This is a genomic window from Burkholderia seminalis (genome assembly GCF_001718535.1).
Classification (GTDB): Bacteria; Pseudomonadota; Gammaproteobacteria; order Burkholderiales; family Burkholderiaceae; genus Burkholderia; species Burkholderia seminalis.
Genome location: NZ_CP013399.1, coordinates 592,413 through 614,636 on the forward strand (window position 1 = coordinate 592,413; position 22,224 = coordinate 614,636).

20 protein-coding genes and 1 pseudogene are annotated in these 22,224 nt (G+C 66.4%); 6 read left to right on the forward strand and 15 right to left on the reverse strand.

The annotated features are described in order from the left end of the window. Positions 1 to 34 precede the first annotated feature (34 nt). Entirely contained in the window at positions 35 to 2,443 is a 2,409-nt protein-coding gene (locus WJ12_RS18490) for a hypothetical protein (RefSeq protein WP_059557946.1), read from the forward strand. Between the two features lie 414 nt (positions 2,444 to 2,857). Here WJ12_RS18490 and WJ12_RS18495 read toward each other — a convergent pair whose 3' ends face one another. After that, entirely contained in the window at positions 2,858 to 3,757 is a 900-nt protein-coding gene (locus WJ12_RS18495; protein ID WP_034190921.1) for a DMT family transporter, read from the reverse strand. 207 nt (positions 3,758 to 3,964) lie between these two features. Between WJ12_RS18495 and WJ12_RS37115 the strand changes: the two are divergent. Beyond that, positions 3,965 to 4,231: pseudogene (locus WJ12_RS37115) on the forward strand (winged helix-turn-helix transcriptional regulator); the annotation flags it as partial. 397 nt (positions 4,232 to 4,628) lie between these two features. Here the strand turns inward: WJ12_RS37115 and WJ12_RS18505 are convergent. Both WJ12_RS18505 and WJ12_RS18510 read right to left on the reverse strand, forming a co-directional pair. Beyond that, positions 4,629 to 4,937, reverse strand: a complete 309-nt coding sequence (locus WJ12_RS18505; RefSeq protein ID WP_059557951.1) for an H-NS histone family protein — start codon at positions 4,935 to 4,937, stop codon at positions 4,629 to 4,631. A gap of 105 nt (positions 4,938 to 5,042) precedes the next feature. Continuing rightward, complete coding sequence (locus WJ12_RS18510; protein WP_226104033.1) at positions 5,043 to 5,315, reverse strand: flagellar transcriptional regulator FlhD; 273 nt, start codon at positions 5,313 to 5,315, stop codon at positions 5,043 to 5,045. A gap of 319 nt (positions 5,316 to 5,634) precedes the next feature. Here WJ12_RS18510 and galU point away from each other — a divergent pair, with 319 nt between their 5' ends. From galU to WJ12_RS18530, 4 genes are all read left to right on the forward strand, one after another. Beyond that, positions 5,635 to 6,519, forward strand: coding sequence for a UTP--glucose-1-phosphate uridylyltransferase GalU (galU, locus tag WJ12_RS18515; RefSeq protein WP_034190918.1), 885 nt, complete (start codon positions 5,635 to 5,637; stop codon positions 6,517 to 6,519). A 25-nt stretch (positions 6,520 to 6,544) separates the two neighbouring features. Continuing rightward, positions 6,545 to 7,144 carry a phosphatase PAP2 family protein gene (locus WJ12_RS18520; RefSeq protein WP_059557953.1) on the forward strand — a complete coding sequence of 200 codons (600 nt, stop codon included), beginning with the start codon at positions 6,545 to 6,547 and terminating at the stop codon, positions 7,142 to 7,144. Between the two features lie 315 nt (positions 7,145 to 7,459). Continuing rightward, positions 7,460 to 8,653: a hypothetical protein gene (locus tag WJ12_RS18525; protein ID WP_059557955.1), complete on the forward strand. Its 1,194-nt coding sequence runs from the start codon at positions 7,460 to 7,462 to the stop codon at positions 8,651 to 8,653. A 71-nt stretch (positions 8,654 to 8,724) separates the two neighbouring features. Beyond that, entirely contained in the window at positions 8,725 to 9,852 is a 1,128-nt protein-coding gene (locus WJ12_RS18530; protein ID WP_059557957.1) for a sialidase family protein, read from the forward strand. Positions 9,853 to 9,915: 63 nt separating this feature from the next. Here the strand turns inward: WJ12_RS18530 and WJ12_RS18535 are convergent, their stop codons facing one another. The 12 genes from WJ12_RS18535 to WJ12_RS18590 form a co-directional block, all read right to left on the reverse strand. Continuing rightward, a complete protein-coding gene (locus WJ12_RS18535) occupies positions 9,916 to 10,851 on the reverse strand; it encodes a KpsF/GutQ family sugar-phosphate isomerase (RefSeq protein WP_059557958.1) in 936 nt (311 codons plus the stop codon). After that, on the reverse strand, positions 10,829 to 11,632 hold the full coding sequence (kdsB, locus tag WJ12_RS18540; protein WP_059557960.1) for a 3-deoxy-manno-octulosonate cytidylyltransferase: 804 nt from the start codon (positions 11,630 to 11,632) through the stop codon (positions 10,829 to 10,831). Before kdsB ends, WJ12_RS18535 begins: the two co-directional genes overlap by 23 nt. Beyond that, complete coding sequence (locus tag WJ12_RS18545; RefSeq protein ID WP_059557962.1) at positions 11,616 to 12,167, reverse strand: KdsC family phosphatase; 552 nt, start codon at positions 12,165 to 12,167, stop codon at positions 11,616 to 11,618. The genes kdsB and WJ12_RS18545 overlap by 17 nt, the downstream gene beginning before the upstream one ends. Further along, entirely contained in the window at positions 12,164 to 13,009 is an 846-nt protein-coding gene (gene kdsA / locus WJ12_RS18550; protein ID WP_059557964.1) for a 3-deoxy-8-phosphooctulonate synthase, read from the reverse strand. Before kdsA ends, WJ12_RS18545 begins: the two co-directional genes overlap by 4 nt. 31 nt (positions 13,010 to 13,040) lie before the next feature. Beyond that, the gene (locus tag WJ12_RS18555; protein WP_059558017.1) at positions 13,041 to 14,123 is read right to left on the reverse strand and encodes a glycosyltransferase; all 1,083 of its coding nucleotides are present in this window, start codon (positions 14,121 to 14,123) and stop codon (positions 13,041 to 13,043) included. A gap of 52 nt (positions 14,124 to 14,175) precedes the next feature. Beyond that, positions 14,176 to 15,129, reverse strand: coding sequence for a glycosyltransferase (locus WJ12_RS18560; RefSeq protein ID WP_059557966.1), 954 nt, complete (start codon positions 15,127 to 15,129; stop codon positions 14,176 to 14,178). Further along, positions 15,126 to 15,656: a serine O-acetyltransferase gene (locus WJ12_RS18565; protein WP_034190910.1), complete on the reverse strand. Its 531-nt coding sequence runs from the start codon at positions 15,654 to 15,656 to the stop codon at positions 15,126 to 15,128. The genes WJ12_RS18560 and WJ12_RS18565 overlap by 4 nt, the downstream gene beginning before the upstream one ends. A 1-nt stretch (position 15,657) precedes the next feature. Then, positions 15,658 to 16,857, reverse strand: coding sequence for a capsular polysaccharide export protein, LipB/KpsS family (locus tag WJ12_RS18570; RefSeq protein WP_059557968.1), 1,200 nt, complete (start codon positions 16,855 to 16,857; stop codon positions 15,658 to 15,660). A gap of 28 nt (positions 16,858 to 16,885) precedes the next feature. Further along, positions 16,886 to 18,118 carry a lipopolysaccharide biosynthesis protein gene (locus WJ12_RS18575; RefSeq protein ID WP_059557969.1) on the reverse strand — a complete coding sequence of 411 codons (1,233 nt, stop codon included), beginning with the start codon at positions 18,116 to 18,118 and terminating at the stop codon, positions 16,886 to 16,888. 63 nt (positions 18,119 to 18,181) lie between these two features. Beyond that, entirely contained in the window at positions 18,182 to 20,419 is a 2,238-nt protein-coding gene (locus WJ12_RS18580; protein ID WP_059557970.1) for a polysaccharide biosynthesis tyrosine autokinase, read from the reverse strand. A 54-nt stretch (positions 20,420 to 20,473) separates the two neighbouring features. Next, on the reverse strand, positions 20,474 to 20,908 hold the full coding sequence (locus tag WJ12_RS18585) for a low molecular weight protein-tyrosine-phosphatase (protein WP_034190906.1): 435 nt from the start codon (positions 20,906 to 20,908) through the stop codon (positions 20,474 to 20,476). Continuing rightward, positions 20,905 to 22,080 (reverse strand): polysaccharide biosynthesis/export family protein, encoded by a 1,176-nt coding sequence (locus WJ12_RS18590; protein WP_069245765.1) that lies wholly within the window; start codon positions 22,078 to 22,080, stop codon positions 20,905 to 20,907. Before WJ12_RS18590 ends, WJ12_RS18585 begins: the two co-directional genes overlap by 4 nt. Between the last annotated feature and the right edge of the window lie 144 nt (positions 22,081 to 22,224).

Consider the following 22,224-nt stretch of genomic DNA (forward strand, 5'->3'; position numbering starts at 1 on the left):
GCCGCCTTCCCTCGACATCATTTTGCATTCCACAATGAACGCATCCCACGACGCCATCGATACCATTGACGCACGCGCCGCCGCGCTGCGCGACCGCCTGGGCCCGCACGTTGCGCCCGACGGGCTCTACGAACGCCACAAACGCCTGCCGTTCGCCGGACGCGTGCAATGCAACCTCACGCGGCTCGAAGCCGGCGAGTGGAGCGAAATCGTGCTCGACTACGAAGTCGGCTCGTCCGGCATCGCCGACGGCGGCTGGCTGAAGGCGACCTTCAAGTTCTATTCCGACTGGGCGCTGTTCCAGACGAGCGACCCGAGCGCCGCGAACTACATCAGCGCCGAGTACCACGCGGCGCCGCTCGTGCCGGGCCAGAGCCCGGCCACCGTGCAGGCGCTGAACGTGCGCTTCGATCAGAAGGGGCATGAGCGGCCGTTCCAGAAGGCCGTGATCGTCGACATCGTCGACGGCTACGTGAATGCCGGCGACCGGATCGTGATCCGTCTTGGCGACCGCCGCCGCGGCCCCGGCACGCGCGTGCAGACCTTCGCCGAAGACAACTTCCGCTTCCGGCTCTACGTCGACCCGCTCGGCACGTCGCGCTTCGTCGCCGTGCCCGGCGACGTGTCGATCGACATCCGTGCCGGTGCGCCGTCCGACGTGCTGCTGAACGGCCCGCGCTTCGTGCGGCCCGGCACGCGCGCACCGTTCCGGCTGTCGCTTCAGGACCGCTGGGGCAACGCGTGCCGCGATGTCGGCGGTCATGCCAGGGTCGTCGCGTACGATGCCCGCGGCGAGATCGTTTCCCGGCGCGAACACGCGCTGCCCCATACAGGCTTTGCGAGTTGTGCGGTGGACGACCTGCCGGTCGACGCGGGCACGCTGCGCATCGTCGCCGACGTACCGGGGCACCCGGACGTGCGTGCGGCCGAAGCGTGGCTGACGGTCGATGCGTCGCTGCCCGTGCCGCGGGCGCTGTATGCGGACCTTCACGTGCACGCACATGACACCGTCGGTACCAACAGTCCGGAGTACAACGCGCGCTACGCACGCGACATCGGCGGTATCGACGTGCTCGGCTACACCGCGAACGACTTCCAGATCACCGACGAGAACTGGCGGCTCGGCGTCGACGCGGTCGAGCGCTTCAACGAAGCGGGCCGGTTTGTCGTGTATCCGGTGCAGGAATGGTGCGGCAGCTCGACGGCAGGGGGCGACCACAACGTGGTGTTCCTCGGCGACGACCAACCGGATTTCCCGTACAACGCGCGCGGCGAGCACAATCGCACGCTGGTCTGGAACGAAGACATGAAGGGTCATGCGGTCGAACTCGGCCGCTGGCCCGTCGAGGAACTGTGGGATGCGTATGCGGACAATGCCGCGCAACATCTGGTCATGCCACACGTGGGCGGTCGTCGTTATATCCCCGACTGGCATCATCCGGAGCTCGAGCGGCTCGTCGAGATCGCATCGTCGTGGGGCCATTTCGGCTGGCTGTACCAGGACGTGATCGCACGGGGTTATCAGCTCGGCGTCGCGGCCAGCGGCGACGAACATCGCGGCCGGCCCGGCGGCGGCGCACCCGGCGTGCAGGTCTTCGGCGTGCATGGCGGGCTGACGGGCGTGCTGGCGCCCGTGCTCGATCGAAAGCACGTCGGCGCAGCGCTGCGCGCGCGCCGCACGTGGGCGACGACCGGCGAGCACAGTGCGCTGCTGGTGCGCTGCGGCGATCACCGGCAAGGCGACGCGTTTGCGCACGAAGGGCCGGCGCGGCTCGACTATCGGCTGCTCGGCCAGTCGGGCTGGGAATACGTGGCCGCGTATGATCACGATGGCTTGCTGTGGGAACGCAACCTGCACGCGGAACTCGGCTACGCGGAGCGGCTGGTCCGGGTCCGCTGGGGCGGTGCACGCATCCGCGACCGCTATCGCTGGGCTGCGTGGCGCGGCCGGATCCGGATCGTCAACGGCACGATTCACCGTTTCGGGTCGAACGGGTTCGAGCATGTCGAGGAGTCGGCATGGCGCACCGGCGCGACCGACATCGAGTTCCGCAGCGACACCTACGGCGACGCGGACAGCATCGAACTCGACGTCGGCAATCTCGCCGCCGCGACGATCGTGGTCGAGGGCACGATCGACAGCTTCGCGAAGGTCGGCGACCCGCTGGAACGCAATCCGTTCGTGCACGCCCCTGCGTTCCGCTTCGAAATCAGCGGCGCGGAGTTGCTCGCGCGCGAATCGGCGACACACGCACTCGGCGGCACGGAGCTTTTCGTCGCGGTCGAACGGCTGACAGACAAGCCGCTGCCCGTCGATCTCGCGGGCAGCATCGACGTGGCGCCCGACAACGCATCGTTCGGGTATCGCCCCGTCTATTTCTTCGGGCGGCAGCGCAACGACAGTAAGGTATGGTCGTCGGCACAGTTCATCACGTTCGAGTGAGGCGTTTGCAGGCGTCGGTCATCTGACGCCTCGAACTCGATCGCATTGGGCCGGTCAAGCTGTCACGACGCCAGCATTGCCGATCCGGCTAGCCGCGCGGCGGGTGTTGAAGTTCGCAGATACGGCTAACGGCGTCCGTTCGCGCGTTAATCTTGTTCAATGATTCGGATAATGCACTTATCCTGACAGGACGCCGGATGGCCCGAGCTCAACTTCTCTTGGCAGGCTGCATCGGACGTTGACGTTGACATAGCGAACTTCCGCGTTTGGCCGGTTTCCGCCCAACACGATCGGCTGTAGCCGACCCATAGGGGGCCTTCAATTTCCTCGATCCCGGTCGTTCGCGGTCGACACAGTTCTGTCGCGTGTGCATCGACTCGTATCGGCCAATCACAGCCAAGCCTGCTTGTCAGACTAGACTGCGGGTCCCTCCGGTGGCTCTTCCCGGATGGCGACAGCGATTGCACTCCCGACAATCCCAATGATTCCGACGACTGGAACGACATCTAGCTTTTCGCCCCATACGAAGAAGCCGAAAAGCGTTGCCCAAATGATACTTGTGTAAGTGTAGGGCGCCAGTTTCGCAGCGCTGTCACGCCGGACTGCCACCGTAAATAAAATCTGGCCGACTGTCGCAAATATTGCAAGCAGCACTAAGATAAATAAGTCTTTGAGTGTCGGAGTCCTCCAGGCAAACAATAAAGAAACACCCGTAACGGCAGTCCCGAAGGCTGTGAAGAAAAGCACCGTAATGCTTGAGTCATCGCCAGCTTTGAGCTTGCGAAGCTGAATCATAGAAAGAGCACCGCACAAAGCGCTCAGTAGCAACAGACCTGGGCCAAGGAAGTTCGACAAGCTGCCCTGAGGTCGGACTACTAGAAGGACCCCGACAAAGCCTACGGACGCGGCAACGGCATTTCGCGCGAGTAAGCGTTCCCCAAGCAAGAAAGGGGCGAGGACAACAACAAAAATAGCCTCCGAATAGACGATTGCCACTGCCTCGCTCAACGGCAGATACGGCAAGCCCGCGAAAAAGAGTCCTGAGGCACCGAGAAGCGTGAGTGCACGAATTGTCTGTCCGCGAAGGTCGATCCTTCGGATCCGAGGGCCAAGCGAACCACCATGAAGACTGGCGAGAACAGCCGGCACAATCCCGAACAGCATTCGGAAGAATGTCACCTCGTTAGCTGGATAGTTGAGGGCTACCGCTTTGCCCAGTGCATCGACGACCGCAAAACAAAACATCGAGACCAGTATCAGCGCAATTGTTTGATACTGGGCGGTGCGATCGGAGACTGCAACGTTGATGCGCATATTATCTCGGCAGTGGTAAGTCCAATGTGAGAAAGCGAATTGTCAACGATTCGGCGTTGCTTGTCCAAGAGCCGGTTCTGGCCGAACCCGGTCGAATGGCATCGCGGTAGCGTCGAACCGGCTGATGCCGCCCCTAACCCGTTATCTCATCCTCCGCGCCGTCAGCGACCGCCGACAAGCCACTCCTGGCAGCTGCCACATTGCTTTCACACGCTCGGCGTGTACGGCAGGCGCATGCACGGGGTGACTCAGCCGATGTTGACGCGCACGTTACGACAACTCGAACGTGACGGTCTTGTGCTCCGTCACGATTTCGATGAAGTGCCCGCTAGAGTCGAATACGAGTTATCCGACATGGGCATGGACCTGCTCGTTCGCGTGGTCCCGCCGTGGACCTGGATCGCCGAGAATGCGGACCGCTTCCGAGAAGCAAGGCGGATTTTCGACAGCCATCACCGCGACGCGAACTCGTAGCTTTCCGGTTATTGATTTGTATTGCTTATTTTCCTGGCGGGAGACGGGTTCGAGTCTCTGAGTGAGCGGCTTATGGCGGTCGCACCTGTCGTACTTCGTCGCCTATCCATTCCAGCTAGCCGCACAGTCCAAGATTCGCGCTATCGCTGGCGTCTTGTTTCGGCTGACACAGGAAGACTGATTGTGATCGGGAAAAACAATCCTGTCCTGCGAATTCGCACTCAGCAGGTGACGCGAGCGCGAACACCGCCAAGGCCGGTGTTCAAATATTCGATGACGGCATGTATCAGAAGACCGGCAACGCCGGTCTCCTATGCATACGTCGCGGAATCCCCGGGCCAACACTTCGCAAACGACTGCTCCGCCGCCGCGAAGCGGAAGTCGAAAGTCTTCACGCTCAACCGGCACTGCGCTCGATCAGGAACCGGTCGCGACGGCCGCCCTTGATCCAGGCCGGCTCGCGCCCGCGCCCGCTCCACGTCGCGCCGGTCTTCGGGTCGCGATAGCGCGGCGCCGACACGCGCTTTCGCGGCGTCGCTTTCGCCGCGCCGCCGCGGCGCCCGAATATCTGTCCGGCGGTCAGGCCATATTCGGCGACCCGCGTGCGAATCTCCTGTATGACGGCCTCCAGTTCGGCGAGCCGGGCCTCCTCGACCTGCTTCATCAATTCATCGGCTTGCGCCTTCAATTCGCGATAACCCGGCATGCAACTCCTCCACATTCTCTTGGGGTAAAAAACGAACGGCCGCGACGATCCGATCTCGTGAAACGGCGCGACCGGAACATCCATTCGATAAAGTCTGAAAACGGATCAAGCGCGGCCCGGCGCGTTTTCGGCGCGAAATTCACAAACCAGTTCGCCGCCGGCCGCGAGTTCATCGATCTGGTCCAGCGTCAACGCGTCGATCGATGCGGCGATTTCATCCGAGATACCCAATTGCCGCTTGCCCTGTTCGTAGTCGATCCGCAATATGCGCTGCGCGAGCACGAGATACGCGCGGTTGAATTCCGCAATTGCATCGAAGATATCGCCCCGTTCGGTCATGACTGCTCCTGAGCCGACGGCGATCGTCGCATGCCGCACGCGCGGCGCCGAGACCGGCCGTCCAGTAATGGATGCCTGAATCTATGTCATGCGATCGACGTCATGCCGACAATTCCTAGATGGCATCAGACATATTCGAATTCGGCAATCTCAATTCGCGATTCGCCGTTCATCGCTGTCGGATTCAGCCTAGATTCGGTCTCCACTCGAAACGCGAACACTCATACGATGGTCGAACGGCGCGCGAGTCCGGCTGCGCGAACGATATGGCACCGGCGCGCGACGATTGCATGCACGCATCGCCGGTTACCCTCGGCATTGTTGATGCCTGATCCTGAACGGATGGAATTCGAAAATCATGTTGAAAGTGACGAAAGCCGTATTTCCGGTTGCCGGTCTCGGCACGCGATTTCTGCCGGCGACCAAAGCCAGCCCGAAAGAAATGTTGCCCGTCGTAGACAAGCCGCTGATTCAATATGCGGTCGAGGAAGCGATCGACGCGGGCATCACCGAAATGATTTTCGTGACCGGCCGCAGCAAGCGCGCGATCGAAGACCACTTCGACAAATCCTATGAGATCGAGGCCGAGCTCGAAGCGCGCGGCAAGGAAAAGCTGCTGTCGCTGGTTCGCGGCATCAAGCCGAGCCACGTCGACTGTTTCTACGTGCGCCAGGCCGAAGCGCTGGGGCTCGGCCATGCCGTGCTGTGCGCGGAGAAACTGGTCGGCGACCAGCCGTTCGCCGTGATCCTCGCGGACGACCTGCTCGACGGCCCGACGCCGGTGCTGCGCCAGATGATCGACGTGTTCGATCACTATCACGCGTCGGTGATCGGCGTGGAGGAAATCGCGCCCGACGCATCGAAGTCGTACGGCGTGATCGAAGGCAAGCGCTGGGAGGACAACCTGTTCAAGCTGTCCCGCATCGTCGAGAAGCCGGAGCCGGCGCAGGCGCCGTCGAATTTCGGCGTGGTGGGCCGTTACGTGCTGAAGCCGAAGGTGTTCGAGCATCTGCGCGCGCTACGGCCGGGTGCCGGCGGCGAGTTGCAGTTGACGGACGCGATCCAGTCGCTGCTGTCCGACGAGCAGGTGCTTGCCCATCGCTACGACGGCACGCGTTTCGATTGCGGCAGCAAGCTCGGGTATCTGAAGGCGACGGTCGAGTTCGCGCTGCGGCACCCCGAAGTGGCCGCGGATTTCGAAAGCTATCTGGCCACCCGCATGTCTGCGCTGCTGGCCGCCTGACGGCGCGGCCATCACGAATCCGATCATGTGGGCCGCCGTCAGCGATCTCGGCGACGCGGCGCTGACGCTGCCGCTGGCCGTCGTATGCATCGCGTGGCTCGTGCGCTCGACGGCCGGACGGCATCGCGCGGCGTCGTGGGCGCTGATGCTCGCGGCCGGCATGGCGCTCGTCGGCGCGACCAAAATGCTGTACGCCGGCTGCGGTATCCAGATCCGCCCGATACATTTTCGTGTGATCAGCGGGCATACGATGCTCGCGTCCGCAGTCTGGCCGATGGTGTGCGTGCTGGCACTGAGCGGTGGCATGCAACCGCGGGCGAGCGCGTCGCGAGCGCTGCCGCTAGGGCTCGGGCTCGCGCTCGGCGCGCTGATCGGCGTCGCGCGCGTGTTCGACGACGCGCACACGCCATCGGAAGTCGTCGCCGGCTGGCTCGTCGGCTCGGCGGTCGCGCTGGCATTCGTGTGGCGACACGGCACGCCGCGTGTCGACGCACGCTCTCGCGTGCTCGTCGTCGGCTCGCTGCTGGCCGTGTCGGCCGCCGCGTACGGGCGCCACGTGCCGATTCAGGAGGCGATCGAACTGTATTCGCCGTTCTTGTGCGGGCGATTCGCGTTTCAGCCGTGACGGCCGCGCCTGGATCGTACGCTGCGAACGCCCTCGCCGGCCTCCGGCACATCGCGCGCTCCGCCGACCCCGCCCGAAACGGACAGAATGCCGCCCGGATCGGACGGCCCGGCTCGCCCGACTGTCCAGTCGTCTATCCTCGGTCGCCGGAAGCGCTTCGTCCCGGACGACGAACGCACATTCCGCGTGCGACGCGGCGCGACACGATGCCCGCCCTCCCCGCGGGCACCTTGCCACGCGCCGCACGACCTCTCGCCGCGCGGCGCCGGCACGGCCGGCACGCAGCGGATCCGGAGCCTCCGATCGGGCACACGCATGTCGACCTTGCTCTTTTCAGCCAGCGTACTGTTCTTCTCGCTCAACGCGTTCAGCGTGCGGGCCACCTTCGCCGCGTATGTGCTGCTGTGCGCGCTCGCCTTTCTGCGCGCGCCGACGCTGATGAACCGGCAGCGCCACCTGTTTCCGGTGTGCACGTACTGGCTGATCAGCACCTGCCTCGCCTTCATCCTGTCCGCGTTCGGCGATTTCTACGTGAACTTCTTCATCAAGTTCGTGCTGATCCAGACGTACATCGCGTTGAGCTACTGGATGTTCGCCGCCGGCGTACTCACACGGGCATCGCTCGACACCGCGTGCAAGACGCTGATCTACGTGCATGCCGCATTCTTCACGTTCCAGCTCGTCTTCTACCTCGGAACCGGCACCTTCATCGATTTCGACAGTTACGTGCGCGAAGCGGACTCCGAAGCGCTCTATGCGACCAAGGCGCTGTCCGACAGCCTGATTTCGATCCGTGCGCTGGGCCTGTATTCCGAACCGTCGTTCTATGCGATGACGGTCGTCCCGAGCGCGGTGATCCTGCTGCTGTCGAAGCGGCGCATCACGCTCGCGCCCGTCATCGGGTTCGCCACCGCGCTGCTCAGCTTCTCGGTCGCGTCGATGGTCGTCTGCGCGGCGCTGTGCGGGCTGCACGTGCTCACCGGGCGCGGGCGGCTGCGGACGCGGATCGCCGTCGTCGTCATCGCGCTCGCGTGCGTGCCCTGGCTCTACGGCGTGTACGATCAGCGGGTGAACCAGTCGGTCGATTACGATGCGGTCGGCAGCCGGACGCTCGTGCTGACCGAGCTGACCGAGCGCGATGTCGTCGCGGGCGTGTTCGGCGGTGGCCTGTTCTGGGACGAGCGCAACAACGTCGGGAAAACGCACCTGCGCGGCTACCAGGTGCGGGACAGTTCGTTCTACGTCTACCTCGTGTTCGCCGCGGGCATCGCCGGTTCCGTCGTGTTCGGCGGTGCGCTTGTCATGCTGTTCCGCCGCAAGGGCCGGCGCAAGTATCTGCTTTATTTGCTGCCGATCCTGCTGTTCAAGTATCACGTGCTCTATGGCATGCTCTGGCTCACCATCCTGCTGTTCGTCGTGCTGGCCGACCAGGACGCGCCCAACCGGCGCGCGGTTGCCCGTCCCATCCCGAACCCATCCGGCGGCAAGCCGCTCGCGCACCTGACATGAACTCGCTTCGACCTGCCTCGACGTTCCGCGCGCTGAAACGGTCGACGATCGCGGCGCTATGCCTGGGCTGCATGGTGACGGCGGTTCGCGCGCAAACCGTGCCCGCGCCGCCCGGCGAGGTGATCGCGCACAGCCCGGCCGCCACGCGCGTCTATCTCGGCTCGCCGTCGCTGGCCGTGCTGCCGAACGGCGACTATGTCGCGAGCTTCGATACATTCGGCGCCGCGTCGGCGCAGAACCGGGTGTCCGTGTTCACGTCGCACGACAAGGGCGCGATCTGGTCGAAGCTTGGCGATGTGCCGGACCAGTACTGGTCGTCGCTGTTCGTGCTGAACGGTGCGCTGTACCTGATGGGGACCAACCGCTCGATGGGCACGCCGACGATTCGCCGCTCCGAAGACGGCGGCGAAACGTGGACCACGCCGGTCGACGCGTCCACCGGGCTGCTGCCTTATGCGGGGCGCTACATTACCGGGCCGGTGCCGGTCCTCGTCGATCGTGGACGCGTGTGGCGCGCGTATGAAAGCGTCGAGGACGGCGACCTGCGTGCACTGGTCCTGTCCGCGCCCGTCGATCGCGACCTGCTCGATGCCCGCAACTGGCGCGCGTCCGCGCACCTGCCGTCGGACAAGCGCTGGCTCGACGGCAGGTTCCAGTCATGGGAAGAAGGCAACGTGGTCGGCCGGCAAGGCGCCGCGCCCGCCGTCGTGCTGCGCGTGAACACCGCGAACGGCCCGGAGAAGGCCGCGCTGGTGGCGACGGGCAACGACGGCCGCACGTTGTCGTTCGACCCGGCACGCGATTTCATCGACCTGCCCGGCGCCGGGAAGAAGTTCACGATCCGCTTCGATCCGCAGTCGAAGCAGTACTGGACGATCACGAATGCGGTGCCGAAGAGCGCCGGGCGGATGAACCTCGAACGCGTCCGCAACACGCTGGTGCTGCTGTCGTCGCCCGATCTCCGGCAGTGGACCGCGCGGCGCGTCGTGTTGCAGCACGCCGATCCGAAACGGCACGGCTTCCAGTACGTCGACTGGCAATTCGACGGCAACGACCTCGTCGCGGTGCTGCGCGTCGCGTTCGACGACCCGGAAGGCGGCGCCGCGAGCCAGCACGACTCGAATTTCGTCACGTTCCTGCGCGTGCGCCGGTTTCGTCAGGACGCGGCATCCGCCGCGCTGACGCAAAGCCTGCAATAGCGCACGCCGGTGTGCCGGCACGTCTCCCGCGCGCCGCCCCACGCGGCGGGCGCGGCCCGTTCGCTATTTCTTGAACACGCCGACGACGTCGCCGCCGTCGACCACCAGCAACGCGCCGATGCGCTGCTGCTGCATCAGCAGCAACGCATCCTCGACCCGCGTCCCGGGCCGTACCGTCGACGGCTCGATCGACATCATGTCGGCGGCCGTGCGCCGCAGCACGCCGTCCCCATGCCGCTCGATCGCGCGACGGATGTCGCCATCGGTCACGATGCCCCAGCCGGTGTCGCGCCTCACGATCGCAAGCCCGAGCCGGCCGCGCGTCATCGCGTCGAGCACGTCGAGCGTCGACGTCGCCTCCGTCACGAACGGCAGGTTGCCGCGCGCCATTTCGTCGTCGACCGTCGACAGCAGCCGGCGGCCGAGCGAGCCGCCCGGATGGAAGCGCGCGAAGTGTTCCGGCTGGAAGCCGCGCGCCCGCATCAGCGTGACCGCCAGCGCATCGCCCATCGCGATCGTTGCCGTCGTCGACGCGGTCGGCGCGAGCTGCAACGGGCACGCCTCGCGTTCGACGCCGATGTCCAGATGAACCCGCGCGGCGCTCGCGAGCGTCGACACCGGGTTGCCGGTCAGCGCGATCAGGTCGTTGCCGTTGCCGCGCAGGAACGGAATCAGCTTGATCACCTCGTCCGTTTCGCCGGAATTCGAAATCGCGAGAAACGCGTCGTCCGGCGTCACCATGCCGAGGTCGCCATGATAGGCCTCGCCCGGATGCATGAAGAAAGCCGGCGTACCCGTGCTGGACAGCGTCGCGGCGATCTTCCTGCCGACAATGCCGGACTTGCCCATCCCGCATACGACGACGCGGCCGCTCGACGCGAGGACGATCTCGACCGCTTGCTCGAAATTCGCATCGAGCCGCGCGGCCACGCCGGCCAATGCCCGCGACTCGATCTCGAAGACCTGCCGGGCGGATTCAATATGGTTCTGTCGCATCATGGGTTTGCCGTTTGAGAAGGGAGACGACACGGGCGACGTCGTCGGGCGTATCGATGCCGGGGGGCGGCGCATCGGGCCAGCGCATCACGTCGATCGGCATGCCGAGCCACAGCGCGCGCAACTGCTCGAGCTTCTCCAGCTGTTCGAGTTCGCACGGTGCCGCGCTCGCCAGCGCCTGCAGCGTCGCATTCGCGTAGCCGTAGAGGCCGATGTGGCGCAGAAACCCGGTCCCGCTCGCACCGTCCGCCGCCGGCCGCCCGTCGCGGCAGAACGGGATCGCCGCGCGCGAGAAGTACAGCGCGCGGCCGTGGCGATCCACGACGAGCTTGACGATCGCCGGCTCGTCGAGCAGCGCGACTTGCCCGACCGGGCAGGCGACCGTCGCGACACCGAGATCCGGCGCCGCGCCGCAAAATCCGGCGAATGCCCTCAGCAGCGCCGTCGGCACGAGCGGTTCGTCGCCCTGCACGTTGAGCACTGCATCGGTGTCTGGCCAGCCAAACGCCCGCGCGAGTTCCGCCGCGCGGTCGGTGCCGGACGCGTGAGCGGTATCGGTCATCGCGAACCGGATGCCGCGCGCGTCCAGTACCTCGGCGATGCGTGCGTCGTCGATCGCGACGACGATGTCGGTATCGGGCAGCGCGCGGCGCACGCGCGCATGCACGCGGACGATCATCGGTTCGCCCGCCAGATCGACGAGCGGCTTGCCCGGCAGCCGCGCCGAACCGTACCGCGCCGGAATCACGACGCGCACCGTCCGCCTGTTATTGAACGAGGTCATGACCGCTCCATTGTTCGAGCAACGGCCGGTATGCGTCGTCGAGCGACAGCCCGGCCTCCATCAGCAGATGCTCGGCCACCTCGCGCGCGACGCCGCGGCCGCCGGCCGCGCGCGCGACATGGTCGACGCGGGTGCGGACGAGCCGATGCGCATCGGCCGGCGCATACGACACGCCGACGCGTTCGATGACCGGGAGATCGTTCACGTCGTCGCCGACATACGCGACTTCATGATCGTCGACCCGTTGCCGCGCCTTGATGTCCGCATAACCGGCGCCCTTGTCGTCGCAGCCGCTCACGAGCACGTCGACGCCGAGTTGCGCCGCGCGCCACGTCAACGCGCCGCTGTGCTTGCCCGACAGGATGCCGGTGCGGATGCCGTGCGCGCGCAGCAGCGCGACCGCGACCCCGTCGTGCGCGTGAAAGCTCTTCATGCACTCGCCTTCGTGCGTGACGTGCAGCAAGCCGTCGGTCAGCACGCCGTCGACGTCGAACAGCACCAGGCGCACGGGCCCGCGATACGTCGCGCCGCTCACCGGACATCGAGCGGCGGGAGCCGCTTGACCAGGTCGTCCACCGCCTTCACCTGCTGCAGGAACGCGTCGAGCAGCGCGAGCGGCAGCGCGCTCGGGCCGTCGCAGCGCGCGCGGTCGGGGTCGGGATGCGCTTCGAGGAACAGCCCGGCCAGCCCGACCGCCATCCCGGCGCGCGCGAGGTCGAGCACCTGGCGCCGCCGGCCACCCGACGCAGCACCGCCCGGATCGCGCATCTGCAGGCTGTGCGTGACGTCGAAGATCACCGGGCAGTCGCCCGTCGTGTCGCGCATCTGGCGGAAGCCGAGCATGTCGACGACGAGATTGTCATAACCGAACGACGAGCCGCGCTCGCACAGGATCACGCGGTCGTTGCCGGCTTCGCGGCACTTCGACACGATGTGCTCGACCTGCGTCGGACTCATGAACTGCGGCTTCTTGATGTTGACCGCGTTGCCGGTCTGCGCGATCGCGACCACGAGATCCGTCTGGCGCGCGAGGAACGCCGGCACCTGCAGCACGTCGACGACCTGCGACACCGGCCCGGCCTGCCAGGTTTCATGCACGTCGGTGATCACGGGCACGCCGAACCGGCGCTTGACCGCGTCGAAAATCCGCAGCCCCTTGTCGAATCCGACGCCGCGATACGAGTGGATCGACGAGCGGTTAGCCTTGTCGAAGGACGCCTTGAACACCAGCGGAATGCCGAGACGGCGCGTGACCTCGACGAACGTCCCGCAGACGTCGAGCGTGAAGTCCAGGCTTTCGAGCACGTTGAGGCCGCCGAACAGGACAAACGGCAAGTCGTTGCCGACGGTGACATCCGGGGTGAGGGTTACATTCATACGGTTCTCCACGAAATGGGGGATGCTGTCGTTAGCGGGTCGCCCGTGCAGCATAGAGCGGCACGAGCTCGCCCAACAAGCGCGCCTCGGCGAAGCGGTGCCGCGCCTCGCCGCTCGCCCGCCGTGCCAGCTCCCGGCGCAGCGCGCCGTCGCCGGCGAGACGCTCCAGCCACGCGACCGCGTCGGCGGCCGACGCGTAGATCACACCGGTCTGCAGATGGCGCACGACATCCACATTGCCGGCGCACCCGGACACGACGACGGGCCGCCCGGCCAGCATCGCCTCGATGACCGACACCGGCATGCCCTCCCACGACGACGTCGACAGGTATACGTCCGTGCCGGCAAGCCGCCGCGCGACCTCGTCGTGCGGCAACCATCCGGTCACCTCGACGCCCGCCTCGGCCAAGCGCGCCTTCGATGCATCGTCGCCGTCGCCGATCCAGACGAAGCGCACGCCGCGCGCACGCAGGCCGTGCGCGATCTGCGCGAACAGCGCCGGATTCTTTTGCGCGCGAATGCCGCCGACCGTCACCACCCGCAGGGGGCCGCCCGCCGGCCGGCCGTCGTCGCCCGCCGGTACCGACGACGGCCGGCCGATTACCGCATTCTCGACCACCACCACCGGCTGGCGCAGCCATGCGCGGATCGCCCGGCCCTCGCTTTCCGAGCATGCGACGTACAGGCATTTGCGCACGCATGCGACCCATTCGAGACCGACGAATGCCAGCCGCTTCACGCCGGAGATGTCGCGGCGCATGAACGAGATGCAGTGCGGGCTGTAGAAGAACGCCGCTTTCGGCAACGCGAACAGCGTCGACAGTCGCCCGAGAAAGCCGGCGAACGACGAGTGCAGGTGTACGACGTCCGGGCCGATCTCGTTGAGCGTCGCGCGCAGCCGTCCCGCGGTCCGCAGCAGGCCCGCGCCTTTCATCTGGACGTGGCGCAGCGACACCCGCTTGTCGAACATCGCGGCAAGACCGGGCGGCGTATCGGGCCGCACCGAGTAGACGACATACACGTCGTGGCCTTCGCATGCCAGGCGATTCGCGATCAGGCACACCATCGACAACGTGCCCGTGGCGCTGGATTCGACCATGTGGACGATCTTCATCGGAATCCGTTCCATGAGGGATGAGCCGCCGCGCTGACGGCGAATGACGTCGTCAGGCACCCGGACGGCGCCCCGCGACCGCATCGATAAACGCGAGCACGCCCGAGCGCTCGATCACGCGGCCCCATTCGAGCGACTGCATCGCCGCCGGGTCGGGCCGGGTCGCCCGGACCCGCGACAGTGGAAACAGTTCGTCGAAGATCGCCGCACCGGTGACGTGGCACTGGATGCCGAGTTCGTGCGCGGTGCGCACGTTCGACGGCGCGTCGTTGCAGATGATCTTCTTGCCGAGCGACGCGTACTCGAGCAGCTTCGTCGGCGTCTGGAAGCAATGCGGCCGGTGATACGGAAAGAAGCACACCGCGTATTCGCTGTCGCGGACGATGCGCAGCGCGTCCGGTTGCGGCACGCGGCCGACGAAACGGATACCCGGCGTATCGACGAACGCCGCGTGGATCTCGGGCTCCGGCTGGCCGACCAGCACAAGCGTGTCCGACGCGTCGCGACGCGCGTCGCGATAGGCGGCCAGCACCTTCTGAAAACCGCGTTCGCGGCTCATTTCGCCGATATAGCAGAACCTGGCGGACGGCATCGGCGCGACACGGTCGCTCCCCGCCTCGGCCGGCGCGAAGATCCAGTCCGGCACGCCCATCGGCAGCAGCAACGCGCGCACGCCATCTCGAAACGCCATCGCGTCGCGCATCTGCTCGTTCTGGAAGATCCGCAGATCGGGCCGCACGTTCAGCACGCGTTTCACGCCATCCTTGACGGCCGCGAGCCGGCCGACCGACAGCGACCGGTAATCGTGAATCACGAACCGCGCGGGCGGCAGCGTGCGATAGAAACCCATGATGCACCACAGGATGCAGACGTCCCGATCGGGAAAGCGCCCGTACGCGTCGATATCGCCGTCGAATACCTCGAACCCGTGCTTCCCCAGGCGGCTGCGGTAAGCGGCTATCTCGGGATAGTTCGCCTTGCCGGGATGCAGAATGAACACTTTCATGTCGGTTCCTGTTCGTTGTCGAGAATGCGCGCGGGGACGCCGACGGCCACGCAACGGTCGGGCACGTCACGCAACACCACCGCGCCGGCGCCGATCCGCACGCCGTCGCCGACCCGCACCGCGCCGAGCACGACGCTGTGCACGCCGAACTCCACGTGATCGCCGATCGTCGGCACGCCGCCGAGCGTGCCGTCCTTCCGGATCGTGTTGCCGATCGTCACGCCGTGCCGCAGCGTGCAGTAGTCGCCGATCACCGCGTAGCCGTTGATCACGAGGCCGGTGCCGTGATAGAGCGCGAGCCCCTTGCCGATCTTCGTCTTCACCGGAATCTCGATGCCCATCAGCCAGTCGCACAGCACGATGTAGAGCAGGATCAGCGGCGCGCCGGCCAGCAGCGTGAACCGGCTCCGGCACGCGAGGTAGTGCACGACGCGGTAGAAGATCACCACGCTGCGCGTCTTCACGAACGCATTGCGGCGGCAGTCTTCGGCGATCGCCTCGGCGGTCTGTCGCAACGTGACGCCCATGTCAGTGCCGCCTCTCGAACACGCGCCGGGCCGCATCGGCGGGAATGCGCGCGGCGCCGAAGTAGTCGATGCCGTCGACCAGGAACGAATGGATGTACTTCAGCAGCCGCTCGCGATCGAACTCCTTGTAGAAACAGCGGCCGAGCGACACCACGCGCTTGCCGTACAGCATCGCCTCGAGCCCGACCGTCGAATTGATCGTGACGACCGCATACGCGTGCCGCAGCAGGTCCGTCGTCGGCGACGTGACGATTTCGAAGCGATACGTCTCCTGCAGGCGCACGATCGCTTCGATCTCGGCCGCATCGGTTTCGGCCGGATGCAGCTTCACGAACAGGTCGGCGCTCTCGTTCGCCGCGAACGCGAACGCACGGCGGATCGCCTCGAGATTGTCGACGTCCGAATGCAGCTTGATTTGCGTGTCGCCGGATACCTGCAGCGGCAGGAACACATAGCGGCTCGTCGCCAGCGCGTCCGCCGACATGTACGTGGCCTGGCGCGGCGCCGGCATCCCGTTGCGCGCCCGCACGCTCGTCAGGCGCCGGCGGCCGACGCCGCGGCTGACCACCTTCATCACGTAGTTGGTCGCCGACATGGCCTTGCGCGCGAACGACGTTCGCGCCTGCGGCAGCGGCATCTGCTTGTAGCGCTCGTAGGCCGACAGCCAGCGCGCATGCATGTGCTCGTCGGGCAGCGGCAACCGATCGATGCTCTCGGGGTGGCGGCTGATCGTCGACAGCGCATTGACGCCCAGCGAATCGACGAACAGCTTGCCCGGCAGGTTCGAGATCTCGATGAAGCGGGTCGCGACACCGTACACCGTGCACGCCTGCCGCACCGCGCGGCACACCAGTTGCTGTCCGTTCCACATCACGCACTGCTCGATCCGCAGGCCGCGCAGCACCTCCGATGCGATATGGAAGATCGCCGCCGACTCGCGCTTCGCGCGCGCCTCGGTCATCTGCCCGTTCAGTACCTCGATCGACAGCGGGTACGGCGTGCGGTCGGCCGCGTGCCCGTCGGGCACGTCGATCGGCATCAGCCGGTTCAGGTACACCGAGCGATAGCCGCTCAGCAGCAGGCCGAGGTGCGCGACCGGCTCGCTCGTCAGGAACGCGAACTCGTATTCGTGCCGCACCGCGCTCACGAGCCGGGTCGCGAAGTAGTAGCGCTCGAGGGAATCGATGACGATCAGGATCATGGTGTGCTCATTCGTCGTTGCGGCGATCTCACGCCAGCGCGCGGGATCGGGACAGGTTCGTGTCGAGGACCCGGTACGTGAGCGCGATGCCGGCTGCCATCAGCGCCGCGCCGGTCAGCGAAAAAACCTGCACGCTCGCCGGGGCCGACAGGTTCATCAGCCGCGCGATGCCCAGCGCACCGGACAGGCACACGCCGCAGGTCAGCTGAAACAGGAAATCGACGCGCTGCGCGCGCGTCGCGAGGAAGATCTGCGACAGCGGCACGTAGATCAGCTGCAGCGCGAACAGCGGCATCAGGCTGTGATAGAACCCGACCGAGCCGTGCCAGCTCGGGCCGAAGAACCGGTTCACGAGCGGCGCGAACAGCAGCAGCCCGCCGGCCATGTACACGACCGCGAGCACCGCGAGCGCGCGGGCGTAGGTCCGGTACACGCGCGGCACGGTCGCGCCCGCATCCGGACGCGCCATCGCACCGATCGCGTCACGGCGAAACACGCCGCCGACGCTCTGCGCGATCAGCGACACCGGAAAGAAGCCGAGCCGGTACGCAGCCGCGAAGTAGCCGGCGCTCTGCGCGTCGAACCAGTGCGGAATCGCGATCGACAGTGCGTAGGTCAGCACCGACGCGCACAGCGTCGACGGCAGGATGTACAGCGCGAAACGGCGGTTCCTGACGAAGAACGCGCGCGACAGCCTGAACGCGTACCCGGCGCGATAGCCGGAAAGCAGAATGGCCGCGGCCATCACGATCGACACCGCCGCGGTCGCCAACGTGTACAGCGCGAACACGTCGACCCTTCCGCACGCTGGGCAGGCGAGCGACAGCACGAGGCCCGCGAGGAACATGCCGTTGACCACCACGCGCGACAGCGCGATCCAGCCATAACGCCTGAGGCTGTTCAAATAGGAACCGGCGGCCAGTTGCACGAACGTGGCCAGCGCATAGACGGCGACGAGAGAGAGATCCCGGCGCCCGGCGACGGCAATCACGACGCCGACCGCCGCGGTCACGACCAGGCTCAGCGCCGTCACGTTGACGAACGCGTTGAACGACTCGCCCGGCCTGTCGTCGACGCACGCGAGTTCGTAGCGGAACGCGAGCAGCGTGCCGACGAAGGTCGCGAGCGCGAGCAGATAGTTGAAATGGCCGAGCGAGTCGGGCCCGAAGCGCCGTCCGATCACGAAGATGCAGGCGAACAGCGCGATCTGGCCGAGCACGACGCCGGCAAGCGACACGATCGAATCCCGTGGATTGATCATCTCGCCTCCGTGCGCGGTGCGCGGCCGGATACGCGGGCCGGGCCGCCGGCGGCGGTGAGCGCGTCACGCATCCTGCGCCCCGTATTCATACGCGACGTAGCGGTACCCGCCGTACTTCGACCCGTATCCGTACTGCCCAAGCCGTGGGTTGACGCCGTTGAAGATGACGCCGCTCAGGCGGACCCCGTTCTGCGCGAAGCGCTTCACGGATTCGCCGATCTCGCCGAGCTTCGTCTTGCCCGCCATCGTGACGAGCAGCGCGGTGCCGGCGATCGCGCCGAGAATGCCGGTATCGGGCACGGCAAGCACCGGCGCCGAGTCGATCACGACGATGTCGTAGCGTGACGACAGGTCGTCCATCAGCGCCGCAAGATTGCGGTTCAGCAGCAGCTCCGCGGGGTTCTTCGGCATCGTCCCGGTCGAGATGAAGTCGAGACCGTCGACCACTTCGCGGTGAATCACGTCCTCCACGCGCGCGCTGCCGGCGATCAGCTCCGTGAAGCCGCGCCCGCGCGGAAAACCGAGATAGTCATGCAGCCGGCCCTTGCGGATGTCGCCGTCGATCAGCAGCACGCGCTTGCCGGCGCTCGCCATCACGACCGCGAGGTTCGCCGACAGGAAGGTCTTGCCGACGCCCGGCGTGGGGCCCGCGATCAGCACGATGTTGTTCTTCGCCTCGAGCATCGCGAACTGCAGCGCGGTGCGCAGGCTGCGCAGGCACTCGACGGCCGGTTCGTTCGGGAAGTCGATCGACAGGATCGACTTGTGACCGCGCTTGCGCGCGGCCTCCTCGGCCAGGTCGCGCTGATGGTCGCTGATCGGCACCGTCGCGTACACCGCGAGGCCGAGACGGCGCTCGATCTCGTTGTGATCGGAGATGCCATGGAACAGCATCGAGCGCGTGATCGCGGTGCCGCAGCCGGCGAGCAGCCCGAGCAGCAGCGACGCGAGCGCGACGAGCGCCTTCTTCGGCCGCACCGCCACTTCCGGTACCGCCGCCGTGTCGACGAGGCGCACGTTGCCCGTCTTGCCGGCCTGCACGAGTTGCAGCTGCTGCATGTTGTTCAGCAACGCGGTGTAGAGGTCGGTGTTGACCCTCACGTCGAGCATCAGCCGCACGGTATCCTGCTGCAGGTCCGGCAGGCGCCGGATCTGTTGTTCGGCCGTATTCCGATAACCGTTCAGCGCGGCGATCTGCTCGTCGATCACCGCGACGCTCGGATGCCGCTCGGTGAAGCGCGACATCAGCTCCTGACGCTTCTGTTGCAACTCGAGCAGGCGCGTCTTCGCGTCGGCGGTCTGCGCCAGCGCGAGCTTCGCTTCCTCGGTGAGGTCGACCGTGCCGTGCTCGTTGCGCAGCTTCGTCAGGCGCGCCTCGGAATCGGTCAGCTGCTGCTTGAGCTGCGGCAGTTGCCCGCTGAGAAACTCGAGCGACTGCGCGGCCTCCGCCGACTTCCGCTCGATGTTCTGCCGCACGTACTGGCGGCCGATCTCGTTCATCGTGTCGCTGACCCATTTCGGGTCGGTGTCCTGCAGGCTGGCGACGACGACGTCCGATTGCTTCACGCGCTCCTGCACGTTGAGGCGATCGCGGATGTCCTCGATCGTCTTCAGCCGCGAGTTGCGCACCAGCACGAACGCGGCGCCCGGCTTCGCGGCGATCGACGCGACCAGCAGCGTGACCGGCCCGCGCGGCGAGCTGAAATGCTCGAGCGTGCCGACCGTGCCCTCGACCGGCGCATCGAAATCGCCGCCTTCGAGCCGGTAGCGCTTGCCGCCGAGGTTCGTCAGCGAGAACGCATCGCCTTCGTTCTTGCGCGGCACGTCGAAGCGCGGCACGTCGATATGCTCGCGGCCCCATGCGTAGCCGCCGAAACCGGCCAGGCCGGGGTCGGACAGGCCGTCGGCATGGCGCGAGATCCAGTCGCCGATCAGCGGAAAGCGCTTCGGCTCGGCGTCGATGAACAGGTTGAGCTTGTCGACCGCGCGTTCGACGACGAGGCGCGACGCGAGGATCTGCTGCTCGGCGGCGGCCGAGGACTTCACGTCGAACAGCGCGGAGACATCGCCGAGCAACGACTTGGCGGCCGACGTGTCCGGGCTGTCCTCGACCTGGACCATGATGTTGGCTTCGAACACGGGCTTGCCGAGCATCGCATACGCGAGGCCCGCAGCCAGCAGCACGCACGTGATGATCGCGATCAGCCAACGGCTTTCCAGCAGGATGTCGAGCACCGTGACAAAGTCGGTCTCGCTGCCGTCTTCGGCGGTGGGCTGCGGCGGGGCGGAGGGTTGGGTCATGGCAGCGACGGGAGGCATATGGGGTTTCATTTGGGGCATCGACCTGCGGCCGCGTCAGACGATACGCAGGCGCTTCGACCACTCGGACACGCCGAGCTCGATCAGTCGCGCGCAGCGTTCGAACACGAATCGGGGCTGGCGGTAAGGGTCGTGCACGTCGAAATCCGTGTACTCGCCGAGACGGAACACGCGTCCCCGCACGAACGGGAACTGGTTCTCGAGTGACGTCCGCTGGCGACGGTCCATCACGAGGATCAGGTCGGCGTCGGTACACAGCGAGCGGCCGATCTGCTGCGCGCGATGCGTCGACACGTCGAAGCCGCGCATCCGCATGACGTCCTGCGCATACGGCGCGGCCGGCATGCCGACCAGCGCGTTCAGGCCGGCGGACGCGATGCGGCGCCCGGGCATCGCGTCACGCAGCATCGCTTCGGCCATCGGGCTGCGGCAGATGTTGCCCTCGCAGACGATCAGGATCGATTCCATCACTTGGTCGCAATCGCCGCGGTCAGGCCGGCGTTGATGGCCGGCAGCAACAGACTGAGCACACGGCTGAAGCGCACCAGCCCGTTGCCGTCGACGTACACGACATCCTGCGGCTTCAGCTGGAACTGATTCGCCAGCACCATCGCGACCGGCGAGCGCGCGTCGAGGCGATAGACCTGCGGCTGCTCGTCCTGCATCCCGCGCACCACGTAGACCTGCGCCGCATCGGCCGTGTTCGCGTTCAAGCTGCCGGCCTGCGAGATCGCCTCGCTCAGCGTCAGCCGGCCATTGCGCATCGGCAACGCCGTCACGGGCTTGTTGACCTCGCCCATCACGAACACGCCGCTCTCGTCGCGCGGCAGCACGCGCACGAGATCGCCGTTGCGCAGCACGATCGTCGACGGGTTGCGCCCCTGCTCGGCCATCTCGGTCAGGTCGAGCCGGCGTTCGACGCCGTCGCGCACGAGCACGACGCGGCTCTGGTCGGCCGACGCCGCGAAGCCGCCGGCCCGCCCGATCGCGTCGTACAGCGTCATCGGGATGTCGTTGACGGGTTGCGAGCCCGGCGTATGCACCTCACCCTCGATATACACCTGCTTCGCGCGGAACGATGCGATGCGCACCGTGACTTGCGGATTCCTGAACGTCTTGTCGAGACGCCGCGTGAGCTGCGTCTGAACCTGCTCGGCCGTCAGTCCAGCCACCGGCAGGCGCCCCGCGAACGGGAACTGCAGCGTGCCGTCCTGGTCGACGACGAAGCCCGGCGGCGCATCGGCCGGGCGCGGCGCGGCCTGCGCCGGCGCGCCGAGCGCCGCCGCGAGTTCGGGGTGATCCCAGACGACGATCTGCAGCACGTCGCCGCGCCCGATCGTGTAGGCATCCGGCGACCCGACGACATCGCGTGCTTCGCCGCGCGTACTGCGTTCGGTGTCGCGCATGCGCCGGATCAGCGACAGATCGATGTTCGTGATCGACACCGGCAGCACGGTGCTCTCCGCCTGCGCGGCCACGCTTTGCAGCGGAATCGACGTCGGCTGCTGCATGCGCATGCCCGGCGCGATGCCGCACGCGCCCAGCAACGCACACAGCGGCGGGATCATCACGAGCGAACCGACACGCATTGGCCGGCGCGGCGCGATCGCGCGCGCCGACTCCATTTGACGCAACCTCTGCATTACACCCTCGCACTCTTTTAATTTGAAATTTCACCGGTCGCCCCGCGTCGTGTCGAACGCGAGTACAGCACCCCTGTCGAGACCGGACATGCTTGCCGCTACTGCTCACTGCCGAACCCCGCCGCGCCTGCCACGGTGACGCGC